The 14,723-nt window shown below is 71.1% G+C and carries 12 protein-coding genes; 6 read left to right on the top strand and 6 right to left on the bottom strand.

All coding sequences use genetic code 11. The features are described 5' to 3' along the window. Window positions 1-124 precede the first annotated feature (124 nt). Window positions 125-1,582, bottom strand: coding sequence for an MFS transporter (locus GEV43_RS17165; protein WP_160821575.1), 1,458 nt, complete (start codon window positions 1,580-1,582; stop codon window positions 125-127). Window positions 1,583-1,680: 98 nt separating this feature from the next. Further along, window positions 1,681-2,085 (bottom strand): hypothetical protein, encoded by a 405-nt coding sequence (locus GEV43_RS17160; protein ID WP_160821574.1) that lies wholly within the window; start codon window positions 2,083-2,085, stop codon window positions 1,681-1,683. Between the two features lie 113 nt (window positions 2,086-2,198). On the opposite strand from GEV43_RS17160, the gene GEV43_RS17155 reads away from it, so the two are divergent. Beyond that, window positions 2,199-3,032, top strand: a complete 834-nt coding sequence (locus GEV43_RS17155; RefSeq protein WP_160821573.1) for a MerR family transcriptional regulator — start codon at window positions 2,199-2,201, stop codon at window positions 3,030-3,032. Between the two features lie 309 nt (window positions 3,033-3,341). On the opposite strand, the gene GEV43_RS17150 is transcribed toward GEV43_RS17155, so the two are convergent. Both GEV43_RS17150 and GEV43_RS17145 read right to left on the bottom strand, forming a co-directional pair. After that, window positions 3,342-4,259, bottom strand: a complete 918-nt coding sequence (locus tag GEV43_RS17150) for a UbiA family prenyltransferase (RefSeq protein ID WP_160821572.1) — start codon at window positions 4,257-4,259, stop codon at window positions 3,342-3,344. A gap of 524 nt (window positions 4,260-4,783) precedes the next feature. Beyond that, a complete protein-coding gene (locus GEV43_RS17145) occupies window positions 4,784-5,143 on the bottom strand; it encodes a hypothetical protein (RefSeq protein ID WP_160821571.1) in 360 nt (119 codons plus the stop codon). Between the two features lie 1,079 nt (window positions 5,144-6,222). On the opposite strand from GEV43_RS17145, the gene GEV43_RS53810 reads away from it, so the two are divergent. Genes GEV43_RS53810 through GEV43_RS17130 form a run of 3 tightly spaced genes read left to right on the top strand, consistent with a single transcriptional unit; the run spans window position 6,223 to window position 7,673 of the window. Next, window positions 6,223-7,113, top strand: coding sequence for a trypsin-like serine protease (locus tag GEV43_RS53810; protein ID WP_302930843.1), 891 nt, complete (start codon window positions 6,223-6,225; stop codon window positions 7,111-7,113). A 2-nt stretch (window positions 7,114-7,115) separates the two neighbouring features. Beyond that, window positions 7,116-7,295 carry a hypothetical protein gene (locus GEV43_RS17135; protein WP_160821569.1) on the top strand — a complete coding sequence of 60 codons (180 nt, stop codon included), beginning with the start codon at window positions 7,116-7,118 and terminating at the stop codon, window positions 7,293-7,295. A gap of 18 nt (window positions 7,296-7,313) precedes the next feature. Then, entirely contained in the window at window positions 7,314-7,673 is a 360-nt protein-coding gene (locus GEV43_RS17130; protein ID WP_309240014.1) for a snapalysin family zinc-dependent metalloprotease, read from the top strand. Window positions 7,674-7,795: 122 nt separating this feature from the next. Here the strand turns inward: GEV43_RS17130 and trpS are convergent, their stop codons facing one another. Beyond that, window positions 7,796-8,776 carry a tryptophan--tRNA ligase gene (gene trpS, locus GEV43_RS17125; protein WP_160821567.1) on the bottom strand — a complete coding sequence of 327 codons (981 nt, stop codon included), beginning with the start codon at window positions 8,774-8,776 and terminating at the stop codon, window positions 7,796-7,798. Between the two features lie 268 nt (window positions 8,777-9,044). Here trpS and GEV43_RS17120 point away from each other — a divergent pair, with 268 nt between their 5' ends. Further along, a complete protein-coding gene (locus tag GEV43_RS17120; protein WP_160821566.1) occupies window positions 9,045-12,641 on the top strand; it encodes a hypothetical protein in 3,597 nt (1,198 codons plus the stop codon). 465 nt (window positions 12,642-13,106) lie between these two features. On the opposite strand, the gene GEV43_RS17115 is transcribed toward GEV43_RS17120, so the two are convergent. After that, window positions 13,107-13,910, bottom strand: coding sequence for an IclR family transcriptional regulator (locus GEV43_RS17115; RefSeq protein ID WP_160824574.1), 804 nt, complete (start codon window positions 13,908-13,910; stop codon window positions 13,107-13,109). Window positions 13,911-14,235: 325 nt separating this feature from the next. On the opposite strand from GEV43_RS17115, the gene GEV43_RS17110 reads away from it, so the two are divergent. Further along, the gene (locus GEV43_RS17110) at window positions 14,236-14,532 is read left to right on the top strand and encodes a hypothetical protein (RefSeq protein WP_160821565.1); all 297 of its coding nucleotides are present in this window, start codon (window positions 14,236-14,238) and stop codon (window positions 14,530-14,532) included. The last annotated feature ends 191 nt before the right edge of the window (window positions 14,533-14,723 follow it).

The raw sequence follows: 14,723 nt of genomic DNA, 5'->3' as shown, positions 1-14,723 counted from the left end.
TTCCGTCTCGCGAGAACCGGCCTTCCAGGGACTCGCTGGCTCTTTGGCCCGCCGGTGGGTGATGTTTTCGGGGGTCAACGGGGTGTGCTCCGTTGGGTTGCGATTTCGCGTCTGGGATGACCGGTCAGTCCGGGGCGGCGGCCCTGGGAAGGATCTGCACGAGGACGGCGACGGCCACGGTGAACGCGGTCAGCAGGGCGACGCCCCATTCGAAGGCGTGTGCGTAGGAGGCTGGGTGCCCGTGGCCGAGGACGCCGAAGAACACCACGCCGATGGCCGCGACGCCGAGTGCGTTGCCGCACTCTTGGGCGGTGGACAGCACTCCGGCCGAAGCGGCGGCGTGATCGGGGGCGACACGGGCGAGGACGGTCGGTGTCACAGGGTTGGCGAACAGGGCCATGCCGGCCCCGGAGACCAGCAGTCCGGCCATCAGCAGGGGCGAGGCTCCGGAGACGCCGATCGCGTGCACGGTGCCGGCCAGAAGAACGTACCCGGCCGCGACGACCAGGGCTCCGACGGTGAGGACCTGCTTGCCCAGGCGTTCGGCCAGCCGGGGTGCGGCGAACGCGGCGGGGACGTACCCGACGCCCAGAGCGCCGAAGAGCAGGCCGGAGTCCAGCGGTGACATGCCTCGTCCGTCCTGGAGGTACAAGGCGAGCACCAGCATGAACGACGCCATCGCCGCGAAGAAGCCCAGAACGAGCACGACACCGACCGAGAACGCCCGGTCCTGGAACAGGCTCAGGGAGATCAGCGGCGCGCGGCCGTGCCGTTCCAGCCGGTGCTGACGCACGGCGAAGCCGGCCAGCAGTGGAACCGCGGCGCACAGGCACATCCACGACCACACCGGCCAGCCCTGCTCGCGCCCCAGGACCAAGGGCAGGACGATGGCGAGGAGGCCGGCCGAGCCCAGCACCGCGCCGACCAGGTCCAGGCCCGGACGACCGGTGCCCTGTGACTCGGCGATGACCTTGGGCATCAGGACCAGCGCGGCCAAGCCGATCGGCACGTTGATCAGGAAGATGGTGCGCCAGCCCAGCCCGGCGACGTCCAGGTGGATCAGTACGCCTCCGATGAGCTGGCCGAACGTCGCGCCGACTCCCATGGACAGGGCGAACGCGGTGAACGCGCGCGTCCGCTGGCGCCCGGTGAAGGAGGTGTTCAAGATCGCCAGCATCTGCGGGGTCATCACGGCCGCGCCGACGCCCTGGAGAACCCGCGCGCCGATCAGCGCCCCCGGGGTGGGCGCCCATCCGGCGGCCAGCGAGGCCAGGGTGAACAGCGCCATGCCCGCGGCGAACATCCGGCGCCTGCCGTACAGGTCGCCGAGGCGTCCTGCCGTGATCATGCCGGCGGCGTAGGCGAGGTTGAACCCCGAGACGATGAACTCGATGGCCGCGGTTCCGGCGTGCAGATCCGTGCGGGTGGCGGGGATGGCCACGTTGACCACGAAGAAGTCCAACGTGATCATGAACATGCCGGAGACCACGATGAGCATTCTGATCAGTGCGGGCCCGGCCGAGCCCGGCTCGGCCACCGCCGCGCCGGGCTCGGCCGGGCGGGTGTTGATCTCACTTGTCATGATGAGCGCTTTCGGTGGTGGAGTCCGTCGGGTGCTTGCGGGTTGCGCAGATCGGGCCAGGCGTGGTCGCCCGGCCCGACGCGTCCCGCTGAGCCGAGCTACTGGACGTCGAAGGATTTGACGGTGAACTGGTAGTCGCGGCGGACCAGGCCGTCCTCGTCCAGCAGCAGGAACACGCGCGCAGCCCAGGCGACCTCGTCGTTGGAGGTCAACTGGATGGTGAAGGTGACGTGGTCGCGGTCGCCGACCGCATCGCCCGCAGAGGTGACGGTGTACTTGCCGCTCTCCACGAACTCCCGGTGGGCGTCGGCGATCCTGGCCCCGAGTTCCCGGTGTCCGCGGAACCGCGTGCCCTCCACGATCTCGACGCCGTCAGGTGCCCACAGTCCGGCGACGGCGCTGCGGCGCGCGAGGGGATCGGGCTCGTTCCACACGGTCACGTAGCGGGCGGCGATCTCCTCGATCCCGCCCGGAGCCGGTTCGGTGTTCGTCGTGTGCGTCATGGCCGCCTTTCCTCTGTCGTCGTCGAGGCGAGGTTCCCGGCTGCCATGACGGAAGGGTCAAGCCGTGTTCCGGACAGGACTCTCCCCCTGGGGGAGATCGCACAATGGACGCTGTGATCAGCTATCTGTCCATCGGGGACTTCTCCCGTGCCACCCACATGACCGTGAAATCGCTGCGTCACTATCACCGGATCGGGTTGCTCGAACCAGCCGATGTCGATCCGCACACCGGCTACCGGCGCTACACCACCGAGCAGATCCCCAGCGCCCAGGTCATCCGGCGCTTCCGGGAGCTGGACATGCCGTTGGAGGACATCCAGGCCGTGCTGGCCGCTCCGGACCTGAAGACCCGCAACGACCGGATCACCGCCCACCTGGCCCGGCTGGAGGATGCCCTCGACCGCACGCGATGCGCCGTGGCCTCGCTGCGTGACCTCCTCGCGCCGCCCTCACCCCAGGCTCCCCTCGGCATCGAGGTGCGCAGTGTCGCGGCGACGCCCGCCGCCGCCATCACCGGCGTCGTCGATGCCGAGGACTCGGCGTCCTGGCTCCAAGGGGCTCTGGGCGAGATCTACGCGACCCTGACCGCCCAGCACGTCGCCGCCGACGGGCCCGCAGGCGGGATCTTCGCCGACGACGTGTTCACCCACCACCGCGGGCAGGTGACGGTCTTCGTCTCCGGCTCCGGTCCCGTCCGGCCGACGGGCAGGGTCACCTCTCTGGTGGTACCGGCCTGCGAGCTGGCGGTCATCACCTACTCGGGACCTCCTGCCCGCGCCGATCGCGCCTACGGCGCCCTGGCCACCTACGTGGCGCGCCATGCCCTGGCCGTCGACGGCGCCATCCGCGAGCACTACCTGGTCGGCCAACGTGACACCGCCGACCCATCCCAATGGCGAACCGAGATCGGCTGGCCGGTCTTCCAGACAGCAACCGGCCTTACCTGAACGCGCGGTCCCGACAGACTCACGCTCCGGCTGACCAGCAACCCGAACGGGTGCGGGCGCCCGCCGGACGGCGGCAGCGCACCACCGCGGCGAAGCCCTCACCGACCTTCCGCGGCCACCACGCGCCTAGAGAAGAGGCCCGGGGCGGGACTTCCGTCTCCTCCGGCGATCGCGCTCTCCGGGCGGACGTGTGCTCGATGGCATGGCGCTACCTGGCTCGGCCCAAGTCGGTCTGTACCAGGTATCGCCGAAGGACCTCGCCCGCGGGTTGTCGTCGGCCAGCCGTTCTAGGTGGCGGTGAGGCGTGGGTCAGGAGCAGGTGTTGGTGAGGATCAGGCTGAGGCAGCCGACGTGGAACAGAGGCCAGTACCGTTTGCCGGCTCCGCGCGCGTCCGAGGTGCGCTGGAAGCGGTAGGCGAGCCAGAGGCGTAGTGCCAGACCTGTTGCGATCACTGTGGCGTCCCAGCCGGGGTCGCGGTCCGTGGCGATGACTCCGAAGGTGAGCGTCAAGTCCCCGATGGCGAGCAGGGCAAGGTACCTGCGGTTGCCGCTGGGACCCAGACGTACCGCCAGTGTGCGCCGTCCCGCGGTGCGGTCTCCGCTCATGTCGACGGTGTTGAGGTAGGAGTTCAACGTCACGTACCACGCACCGACCAGTACGGCCTGCATCACCAGGTGTCCTGTCGGTCTCGCTCCGGCCAGCAGCGGCGCTGCGATGACCAGGCTCGCGGCGAAGTACATCATCACCACTTCGCCGTAGCCGCGATAGCTCAGGCGCAGCCCCCATGAATAGTGCGGGACGACGATGACGAGTCCGGCCACCAGGGCGAGGACGGCGGTGGGCCGAGCGGGGGCCCGGGCGATCAGCACGCACCACGACAGCGCTCCCCACAGCCACGCGGTGACAGCGAACCCCCATGCCCGTCGTAGCATGATCACATCGGACAGCAACGGCTTGTTGGCCAGGCTGCGCTGGTAGCCGGGCTGCCGGTAGTTGGCCGCGTCGCTGCCGTCCCGCCGCCCCTGGACGTCATCGAGCACCGACGTGGCGATGAACACGCCACCCGCCCCGAGCAGGGTCATGACGATGCCGTCGGCCGAGCATCGTGCCACCGGCAGCCAGGACAGCCCGACCAGCACGGGCAAGGCATAACTGCCGGTGGACTGGGCCTTGGCCAGCATGACCCACGCTTTGGCCCTGACGGCCAGCGGTTCATCCGCGCCCACGCGTCCAGCCTCTCCAAACCCCCCGTCCCGTTCTGACCCATCCACCAGGGACGACACGAACTCCGACAGTAACGGCTACGGTGCGTGACCGAGAGACGGTCGTTGCTTCCCAACAGGCGCCAGTGAGGGAAGGGCCCTCGGGGGTGCGGCCGAAGTACGACGGACGCATACCGCCGCCGAGATGCTGACCGGACAGAAGCTCTGCGCGGGCGAAACGGGAGGCGCTGGAGTACACCGAGCGGCAAGACCGCCCAGAGCGGCGCCGGGCCGCGGGCGCAGTCGGCGGCCGACCGGCGCGCTTGGCGACAGCGGACGCCCAGTCGGCCAACATGTCTCGCGCCGGAGACGGCACGAGCGCGTATCTGGCGCGGATTGCGGTGCTTTCGGTCGGTTTCGATGCGCCAGCGAGGTGGTTTCGCCTGGTCCAGGGTCCGGCGGCGATGCCGCCTTTCCTGATGATCAGGGGTGACCTCGGGCCAGACGCCCGGGGAACGTGAGGCAGCTCGGTTGATCGCCGATGCGGGTCAGTCGGTGAACCCGTTGAGCCAGCAGCTCTTTGGGCGATGGGTCACCGCGATGTGCCGGTAGGGGTCGCCCTTCTCGTCGCGCACGCTGGTACCGGCGTCCTCGCAGACCAGCGCGATGCGGTGGCTCTTGTCGCGCACCGTGACGGGTTTGGGCAGCGAGGCGCCTACGGCTGTGGGAGCGCCGTTGGAGGGCAGGCAGGCAGTCCCCTCCAGAAAGGGCCGGCCTTCTGCGGTCTTCCGCGATGTCAACTTCTCGCAGGTGTAGGTGGGCGGAGCCGGAGCGGCGCGTGCGGGCACGGCGCCGAGACCGGTGAGAGACAGTGCGCCGACGAGCGCGATCGCGAGCCTGTGGTCCATGGGAACCTCGTTTCTGTGTCGTGGTGCCGGTGCGGGACGGCCGCGACCGGCAGGTCGAGACGACGGTGCTGTATCGACCACCTCCCCCTCCATGGCCCACCCCCCTGCGGTGCCGACCGCCGCCGATCGGCCACACCACCAAGGCAGCCGGGGGCACGGTCCCGTACACCGCGGCGCGGCCCACGCACGGCGTAGTCCGATGTTCTTTCAATGCCATCTCTTCCCCGGGGGCGGCAAACACCGTGCCGTGTACGGGTAAGCGCTCGCCATGGCACCGGACCCGCCAGCACGACGCGGTTACGGCGTGTGATGGTCCGGTGATCGCCGGACCATCACCTCCTGTCCGCCGGGCTCCTCGCCCAGGCCGCCGTCCTGCACAGCCCGCGGGACCTGTGCGTCGTCGTGCTCATCGTTGGCGGCCCGTGGGGCGGGGAGTGGGGGTAGGGGTGGGCGCGCTGGCTGCCGCACCTGCGCCCTCCCCGGGCGGCCCGGTCGTGGCCGTCGGGGACCGCGTCGCCGGGCTGGAGTCGGAGATTCGGGGACGGCGGCAGATGCTGGGGGCGTTGGCGGATCGGTCGCTGCTCCGCGAAGCGGACGTCCTCGTGGTCGGGGACGGGGCGCGGCGGCTGCGCGGCCTCATCGAGGGGACCGCAGTGCGGGTCTTCTGGGTCTGCCTGGGCAGGGGCGGTCGGGTTGCTCGGGGGCGCCGGGTTGGGTGGGCTCTTGGCCTCGGGGACGGGTCGGGCGGTCTCTACGTAGTCGATCGGGGTCGGTTGTTCGGGGGTCGCAGCTCAGCTTGACCGGGCGTAAATGTTGCCATCAGGGGTGGCTGATTTTGGGAGAGATGAGGGGGTCATGGCAACGGCTCGCGGTGGTATAAATCGTGTGCGAATCGATGGCCTCACAAGATCTTGTCCACTATTCGGAAAGGAGGCCGGCGTATAGCCGTCCGATAGGAACGTCTTCTGTCGGGGCGGTGTGTGAGGTCCCACCCCCTGCTCCCCTTTCCCCCGCATTCTGCATCTCCTGTATGGACTCGGCCGGCCCCTGACGCCGTCCAGGAACCCCATGGCTCGTCGATGCCGAGCCCGGCCTCGCGTGTAGGCGCTGGTCGCGGCGGAGCTCGGTCATGCCCGGTTGCCTGGAGACGGGTTCCCCGACCCGTGAGCGCCCGCCATTGCGGGGCCGCCGCGCCACTTCAGTCGCGGGGGGCCTCCGGCGGTACGCACCGCCGATTGGAGAATTGCCATGCGGAAATTTATGCAAGCGGCGCTGTGTGCGGCCGCTCTCGCTCTCGCGGTGGGCGGTACGACCGCCGCGCACGCCGCCGATCCCCCGGCGGCGGGGGCCAGCCCATTATCGGTGGGCACAACGCCACCGAAACGTACTCCTGGATGGTGTCGCTGAGTAATGGCTGCGGCGGCAGCCTGGTGGCTTCGCAGTGGATCGTCACGGCGAACCACTGCGGCTCGGCTTCGCAGGGACGGATCGGCTCGACCAGCAAGAATTCCGGGGGCGAGGTCGGTCAGATCGACAGGCGCGTCACCAGGCCGGGCACCGACCTCACGCTGATGCACCTGCGCACGCCGGCCCGGTCCGCTCCGGTGAAGATGGCGCAGTCCAACCCCGCCGCGAACACTCCGGTGCGGCTGCTCGGCTTCGGCTGCATGAGCTGGCCGGGGTGCAGGACCGCCACCACCCTCCAGGAGATCGACCTGACCGTGCTGCCCAGCAGCGCGTGCTACGCCGGGGGCGGCACCGCGAACGACGTCTGCGTGTCGGGCGACCGGACGCACTCCGCCTGCCACGGCGACTCCGGCGGGCCCGCGGTCGTCGGCACCCGCGGCGACTGGACGCTCGTCGGCGAGACCCACGGGCCGGGCGACAACCGGGGCGAGTGCGCGACCAGCACCCTCTACACCGGGATCGCGCCCTACCTGTCCTGGATCAACCAGCAGATCGGCAGCTGACCATGTCCTTGCGCCGGATCATCGCGGCACTGGCCGTCACCCTCGGGCTGTCCCTGCTGTCGCCCGCGCTGGCCGTCGGTTCCGCGTCCGCCGCGGCTCCGGTCGCGGTCCGTACGATCTACTACGACGCCACCAACGCGCAGGAGTTCAAGGCGGCCGTCGACGAGGGCGCCGCCGCGTGAAACGCGGCCGTTCCGACGATCGCGCTCAAGCCCGCGACCGGGTCGCAGGCCACCGTCAAGGTCTACGCCGACGACGGCTGGCCGCGCACCATCCCGAACGGCTTCGGCCGCGGCATCGTCTACATGGGCCGCCAAGCGGTGGACGACGGCTTCTACCCGCCGCGGATCGCCGCGCACGAGCTCGGGCACATCCTCGGGCTTCCCGACAACCGCAACGGGCGCTGCGACTATCTGATGTCCGGTCACAGCTCCCCGACCTCCTGCCAGAGCACCACGCCGCATTCGACCGAAGCGGCGCAGGTCAGGCGCAACGCGGGCGGCGGCGCCCCCGCGACGCTCACCCGGCACCGCGTCTACGCGGACTGCTTCAGGTTCTGACCGCCCTCGCCGCGGGCACGCCGACCCCGGCGTGCCCGCGGCACGGCGTCCGGATCCGGGTCCATGGCTCGGATCCCCAGCGCGTGTGGAGGATCGGGTCCAGCCCTGCGACGCGTGACGGCTCAGGCGGGGAGGAGGCCGATCGCGGCTTTGGCCTTGCGGACTTTGGCGGCGGCGTGGGCGCGGGCTCGTTCGGCGCCGGTTCGTAGCAGGGCCTGGACGTGAGGCTGGTCGTCCGCGAGTTCCAGGTAGCGGGCGCGGACGGGGGCCAGGGTGTCCACGACCGCGTCGGCGACCGCCTTCTTCAGGGTGCCGTAGCGGTCGAACCGCCCGGCCAGTTCGTCGGGCCGGTCGCCGGTGCAGGCGGCCAGGATCGCGAGCAGGTTGGAGACCCCGGGCTGGCGCGCCGGGTCGTACGTCACGTCGCTGCCGGTGTCGGTGACCGCGCGCATCACCTTGCGCCGGAGGGTGTCGGGGTCGTCCAGCAGGCGCAGGGCGCCCGCGGCCGAGGACGCCGACTTGCTCATCTTGGCGTCAGGGGACGACAGGTCCATGATGCGGGCCGCGACCGGCGGGTTGACCGCTCGCGGGATCGTGAACGTGGGGCCGTAACGGCTGTTGAAGCGTTGCGCGATGTCGCGGGCGAGTTCCACGTGCTGGCTCTGGTCCTCGCCGACCGGGACCTCGTCGGCGTCGTAGAGCAGGATGTCGGCGGCCATCAGGATCGGGTAGGTCAGCAGCGACATCCGCACCTGGTGCTGGCGGCCCGCCTTCTCCTTGAACTGGATCATGCGCTGCGCCTCGCCGTACCCGGTGGCGCACTCCAGCAGGTAGTGCAGTTCGGTGTGCTCGGGGACGTGGGACTGGACCAGGAACAGGGAACGGCCGGGGTCCGCGCCCGCCGCCAGCAGGAGCGTCGCGAACTCCAGCGTGCGCCGCCGCACCTCGGCCGGGTCGTGCTCCAGGGTCAGGGCGTGCAGGTCGGAGATGAACACCACCGTGTCCTCGGTGTGCTGCCGGGAGACGATCGGCGCGATGGCGCCGATGTAGTTGCCCAGGTGCAGATCGCCGGACGGGGTGAATCCCGTGAGTCGTCGTGGCATCGGATGGCTCCTTCGAACGTCTGGGGAGCCGCCCGACCGGGCCGCCGGGGCCGGAGACGGAGAACGGCCGCCCGGTCAGGGCGGCCGCGGTGTCGGATACGCGGATGAACGGTGCCGCCCTCAGGGGCGCCACCAGCCGAGGCACATGGAGATCATCCGCATGTCCCGAGCGTACCACCGGTGCGGTCCGCTGAGTGGAACGGCCGTGGAACGGCCGGATTCGCCTATGGCACGCTCCCGCGACATGACGCAATCGGGGAGGCGCGAGATGATCGACACCGCGGGCGCGGGCGTTCGGGAGAACGAGGCGCGGGGGCCGGCCGTCCATTCCTTGGACCCGGTCGCGATGGTCGCCTACCGCGACCATCTGCGCGGGACGTGGACGAACATGGTCGGCCGCGTCGTGGTCGACGCGAAAAGGATTTCCGAACAGCAGGCGCTCCAGCAACTGGCCAACCGCTTTCACCAGGACTTCACGGTTTCGAGCACCGAATCGCGGCCCGTGAACGAGATCCTCATCCCGATCCTGCGGGAGATCCTGACGGCGCCCACCGGCGGAACGTTCGGCTTCGGCGTCCCGGCCGCGCAGATCCCGGCGCGGGGCGACGCGACGGCGCGCCGTTACCTCGACACGCTGATCGGGCTCACCAAGGTCAGCGCCGCGGAGCTGTCGCTGCGCTACCGGACGGACTTCGGCCGCCAGGACGGCGAGACGTCCTCGGCCGTGGCGGAGAACATCCGCACGCTCCAGGCGTTCTTCCGGGACGGCTTCCAGAGCGCGCCGGACCCCGTGCACACGGACCCGGACGTGCTCGGCCAGCCGATCGTGCCGAAGGTCATGCAGGGCAGGGCGCCGTTCTTCCTGGAGGAGGACGAATGGCTCGCCCGTCGGCGGCCCGTTCCGCTGGAGAACTATTTCCAGATCCGCACGATATTCAGCATCGAGGTCAAGCCCGAGGAGAGGGAGGAGATCAGGAAACGCGCTGTGGGCGTCGGCACGCGGCCGGAGCTGTTCCGGCTCTATTCCGGCGCGATCGACGTCATGGAGAAGATCGAGAAGGCGTACCGGTATCTGGACCTCAGGGAGTACCGGGCGGCGTACGACCTGGCCGCGTCCGCCGCCGGCGACACTTTCGGGCACCTCCAGAACGACCATGTCGAGAAGGTCAACGTGGTGGAGGAGTTCGGGAAGAGGAAGCAGATCGAGGTCGCCTCACTGAACGACCTCACGAAGATCACCGACCTGTGGACGGTCACCGGGCCGGGCAACGGGCAGTGGGACCAGTGGGCCGACGGCGAACGGCTGCGCATCGTCTGCGGCCTGGTCTACGCCGACGCCTTCACCCTGCCGGCGCTGCTCGCCCAGGCCGCGCTCGGGCTCGGCGACTACTCGATGGCGGCGCGCCTGTCCGCCCGGGTCGCGGCGTTCGCGATCGGCAAGGGCGCGGCGGACGCGAAGTACGCCTGGCGGTCCCACTACCTGTTCGCCGAGGAGGGGGACGACACCGCGTGGAGCGGCTTCAGGCTCTACCACGACGGGCCGCTGCCGTACACCGTCGACACCGCCGAGACGCGCCAGCTTCCGACGCCCGACGACGATGACGACTACTACTGGGGCGCGGGACGGGACGAATGGCCGTCGTGGAAGTTCACCCGCCTGCTGATCCCGGCGGGCATGCACCCGGTGGAGCTGCGGTACTTCGAGCTCCAACTGGGCGTCGCGATGCTCGACTGGGCCGACACCCTCTACCGGACGGACGAGCCCGCCAACGTCCAGCGGGCCCGCGAGCTCTACAAGGGCGTCTACTACCTGCACGGCGAGGCGCCGCCGATCGGCCCCGCGTGGTCGAACCCGCCCGTCCCGCCCGCGGCCGAACGCCCCAACCCCGCGCACACGTCCCAGCTCAGCCGGGCGCGGCTGGGGTTCTCGCAGATCTCGGCGGGCCTGAACTGCTTCGGTTTCGCGCCCGACATGGTGCCGCTGCTGCGCTACTCCACGCTGAAGGCCGCGGCCGACACCCTCGCGGCGTCCGCGCAGTCGGTGCAGGAGGACTTCCTGAACGCGATGGCGCAGCTCGAAGGCTCGCTGATCGAGAACATGAAGGACTCCGCCATGCTGCAACGGGCGAGCCTCCAGTCGCGGATCGCGCGGCAGCAGGCGGGCGTGGCCGCCGACCAGATCGTCATGGCCACCGACGTGGTCGGCCAGGTGCGCAAGCAGATCGAGAGCGTCAAGGCCGAGATCGCCGACCACGACAGCTTCTTCGGCCAGCTCGGCGACTACCTCGGCGGGATGGGCGACATCGTCAGCGGCCTGCCCGGCTGGGCGACCGGCCCGGTCGGGACGAGCGCCGCCGTCGAGGCGGGCTTCTCCAGCGAGGTGTCCACGGGGCTGCTCGGGATGGGCACCGCGGCGACCACCGTGACGGGGATGGGCGCGTTCTTCGTCGCCAGCTACATCACCCTGTCCAGCATGGCGAGCACGGCGAACGGCCGCCGGGCCCACCTCGCCGAGCTCCAGAACAGGACGCTCCCGGTGGCCGAGGCGCAGCTCGACATCGCCCAGCGTTCCGCCGCGATCGCCGGGCTCCAGCAGCGGATCGCGGACGTCGACGCGCAGCTCGCGGCCGACCTGCTCGAATTCGCGCAGGTCCGCTTCCTGAACGTGGAGTTCTGGTCGTCCATGGCCACGCTCCTCCAGCGCATCCTGCGCCGCTACCTCGACCTCGCGACCCGTACGGCGTGGCTCGCCGAACGCGCGCTGGCGTACGAGCACAACACCGCCGTCGATCTCGTCCGGACCGACTACTTCCCGGTCGCGCGCGGCGGCGCGGGCGGCGCGGACCAGCTCCGCCTCGACCTCGCGAACCTCCAGATCCGCCACCTGGAGAGCGTCCGGGAACTCGTCCCGGTCAAGCACACCATCTCCCTCGCCCGCGACCTGCCGCTCCAGTTCGCGCAGCTGCGGGCCACGGGGCGGTGCCGGTTCCAGACGCTGGAGGCCGCCGTCCGGGCGGCCTACCCCGGCACGTACGGCCACCGCGTCATGGCCGTGACGCCCCGGGTGCTCCAGGCCGCGGGCACCGCGCCGGTGCGGGGCCTGCTGTCGAACACGGGCGTCTCCCAGATCGGCGCGCCGGACGGGACGATGGAGCCGTCGGTACGGCCCGCGGACGCGCTGCCGATCTCCGAGTTCGACCTCGGCACCGCGGACCGCGAGATCTACGGCCTGCCCGGCAGCGCGCTGATGCAGTTCGAGGGCGGCGGGTTCCAGAGCCAGTGGACCCTGGAGTTCCCCGCGGCGGCCAACCTGTCCGGGATGCGCGACGTCGTCGACGTCCTGGTCACGTTCGACCTCCGGGCCCAGTACACCTCGGCGCTCCACCACGGGCAGGCGGCGGCGGCCGCGCCGACCGAGATCGACCGGTTCATCCTCGTCTCGGCCTTCCAGTCCGGGCTGGAAGGGCTCAAGGACCTGCGGGAGGGCAGGCTGCACGCCGTCCTCGCGTTCAACCTGGCCAAGCTGGGACTTCCCGCGGCCGAGAAGTCCCGGACCATCAACAACCTCGCCGTCCTGGTCTGCGGAGCCGAGGGAGAGGAGCCGATCAAGGCGAAGGTGTCGGTCACCCTTCCCCGGCCCGTGTCCGTTCCCGTCTCGATGCCCAAGGGGATCGCGTTCTCCAACCGCCCGCCGATCACCGACCCGCAGTCCACGGCCCCGCCGTCGCCGCTGAACGTTCTCGGCGGCGTCCCCGCCGACCAGACGGTCTCGGTGACGATCGACCACATCGACAACACCGACGTGGACTTCGAGAACGTCCGGGACGTCCTGCTGGGCGTCGACTACAAGGCGCAGATCTCCTGACCGGGCGCGCGCCGGGCCGCGTTGCCGACCGGCACTGCGGCCCGGCGCCGCGGCTCGGCGCCGCCCTCTCCAAGCCCGCCCCACCGCCTCCCGACCGTTCGCCGGGCACTGGCCGACGCGCCCACCGCCGCCCAGTGCCCGGCGAACTCACGCCGAACGGGCGGTACGCACCGGCTCCGTCGGCAGGCCCGCCGACGCTCCGCGCAGCGGCGAGCGCCTCGGCGTACGGCCCCGGCCAGCTCCGCGGTCAACGCCCGGGTACGGTCCCGGCCGGCTCCGCAGTCAACGGCCGCTCGTACCGCCCAGCGCGAACACGGAGCGGCCAACCGTCCACACTGCCCAGCGCGAACACGGAGCAGCCGGCCGTTCGTACCGCCCAGCGCGAACGCGGAGCAGCCAGCCGTCCGCACCGCCCAGCGCGAACGCGGAGCAGCCAACCGTCCGTACTGCCCGGCGGGAACGTGGTCAGCGGGCGTTCGTACCGCCCAGGGGGAACAGCGTGCGTCCGGCTCCGGGGATCCGCGCCAGGTTCGCCGAGATCCGTCCGGCGGTGTCGCGGACGGCGTCGACCAGCGACTGCGGCCTCTGCCGCTCCAGCACCGTCACCCCGACCGCCGCCACCACGATCCCGCCGGGCGCGTACACCGGCGCGGCGGCGCAGGCCACCGGCTCCACGGTCATCTCCAGGTCGAGCGCGAACCCGTCGTCCCGCGCGCGCCTGACGCGCCCGGCCCACTCGGCGTCGGCGGAGACCGGGGAGACGGCGGCGGCGTCGGGGCGGGCGGCGGCGATGACCGCCTCCGCGGCGCTGCCGACGGGCAGCACCACCCCGGGGCGCAGCGGGAACACCTCGTCGCAGCGGCCGGCCGTACCCACGACGACCAGCAGTTCGCTGGCGTCCATCACCGTCAGGCTCACGCTGTCGCCGGTCGCGGCGGCCAGCCGCCGGATCGGCAGGGCGGCGGCGGCGCGCAGCACCGGCGCCGGCTGCCACCCCTGGCCCAGGCAGAACGCCCGCGCCCCGACCCGGTACCGGCCGCCCGTCCCGCGATGCGCCATCCCGACGCCGACGAGCTGGTCCAGCAGCCGGTGCGTCGTCGCCTTCGGCAGCCCGGTCGCCGCCGCCAGCTCGGTCAGGCCCGACTCGCCCCGCCGCGCCAGCTCCTGCAACACCGCGAAAGCGCCTTCCAACACGCCGCGTCCCCCGCCGGGCCCCTGCCCTGAGGCGGCGCCGTCCTCCTCGCCCGCAGCGGGGAACGCGTCCACCATGCGTCCTGGCATCATCCACCAGCCCCCTGGAAGAACGAGGACCGGTCGCCGCAGAGGCCACCGGCCCGCGAGCCGCACCACAAAGTCACGGTCGCACAGCGGACGGTGAAACGGCATCCGGGTTAACCCGTACTCCCCCGGCGGGTCCGTCAGACCGTGCGTTCGTGGACGTGGATCAAGGCCGCCGACCCGACGCCTCGTCCCTCGAACGTGGTGGGGGGAACGGAGCCGATCTCGTCCACGCGGCTCTGACGGACGCGACGCCGAAACCTCTATGTTGAGTGACCGGGCCCCTGCGGGCCGTTGACCCGAGGAGATGAGTCCCATGAGCGGAACGGCGCCCCAGATCTGGATCGGGGCGGGCGGGAGCCATGACATGGTCCGCGCTGACGCGATCGTGATGCTCCGCCTGGACGAGACCGGGCGGTTGACCGCGCAGCTCCGCGACGACGCGAAGGTCAGTGTGACCCTCCTGGAAGGCTCGTCCGGCGCACGCCCGCCCGAGGACTTCCATCGCCAGCTCATCCGGGCGGTGGCCGAGCTCGCCGACTCCAGCGGCGCGCAGTTCCTGCGCGCACGGCATGAGGCAGGCGGCTGGCGCTGGATCAGCGAACCTCTCTAGGGCGCGCGTCCGAGGCCGCCACCGGGCGGACGGCGGATCCGCTCCCGCGCCGCCGACTCGGACCGTTCGCCGGAACCGGATCTCGACTCCGGCCGCGGCATGTCCGACCGGCTCGGCCGGCCGGCCTCAGCGGACCGGAACACGGGCGTCGCCGCGCTCCTCACCTTGGCGGTGCCGGTACGGGACCGGAG

The sequence above is a fragment of the Actinomadura sp. J1-007 genome, assembly GCF_009793335.1.
Lineage (GTDB): Bacteria > Actinomycetota > Actinomycetes > Streptosporangiales > Streptosporangiaceae > Spirillospora > Spirillospora yumaensis.
The sequence above is the reverse complement of the archived record's forward strand: the minus strand, read 5'-3'. Positions and strand labels throughout refer to the sequence as shown.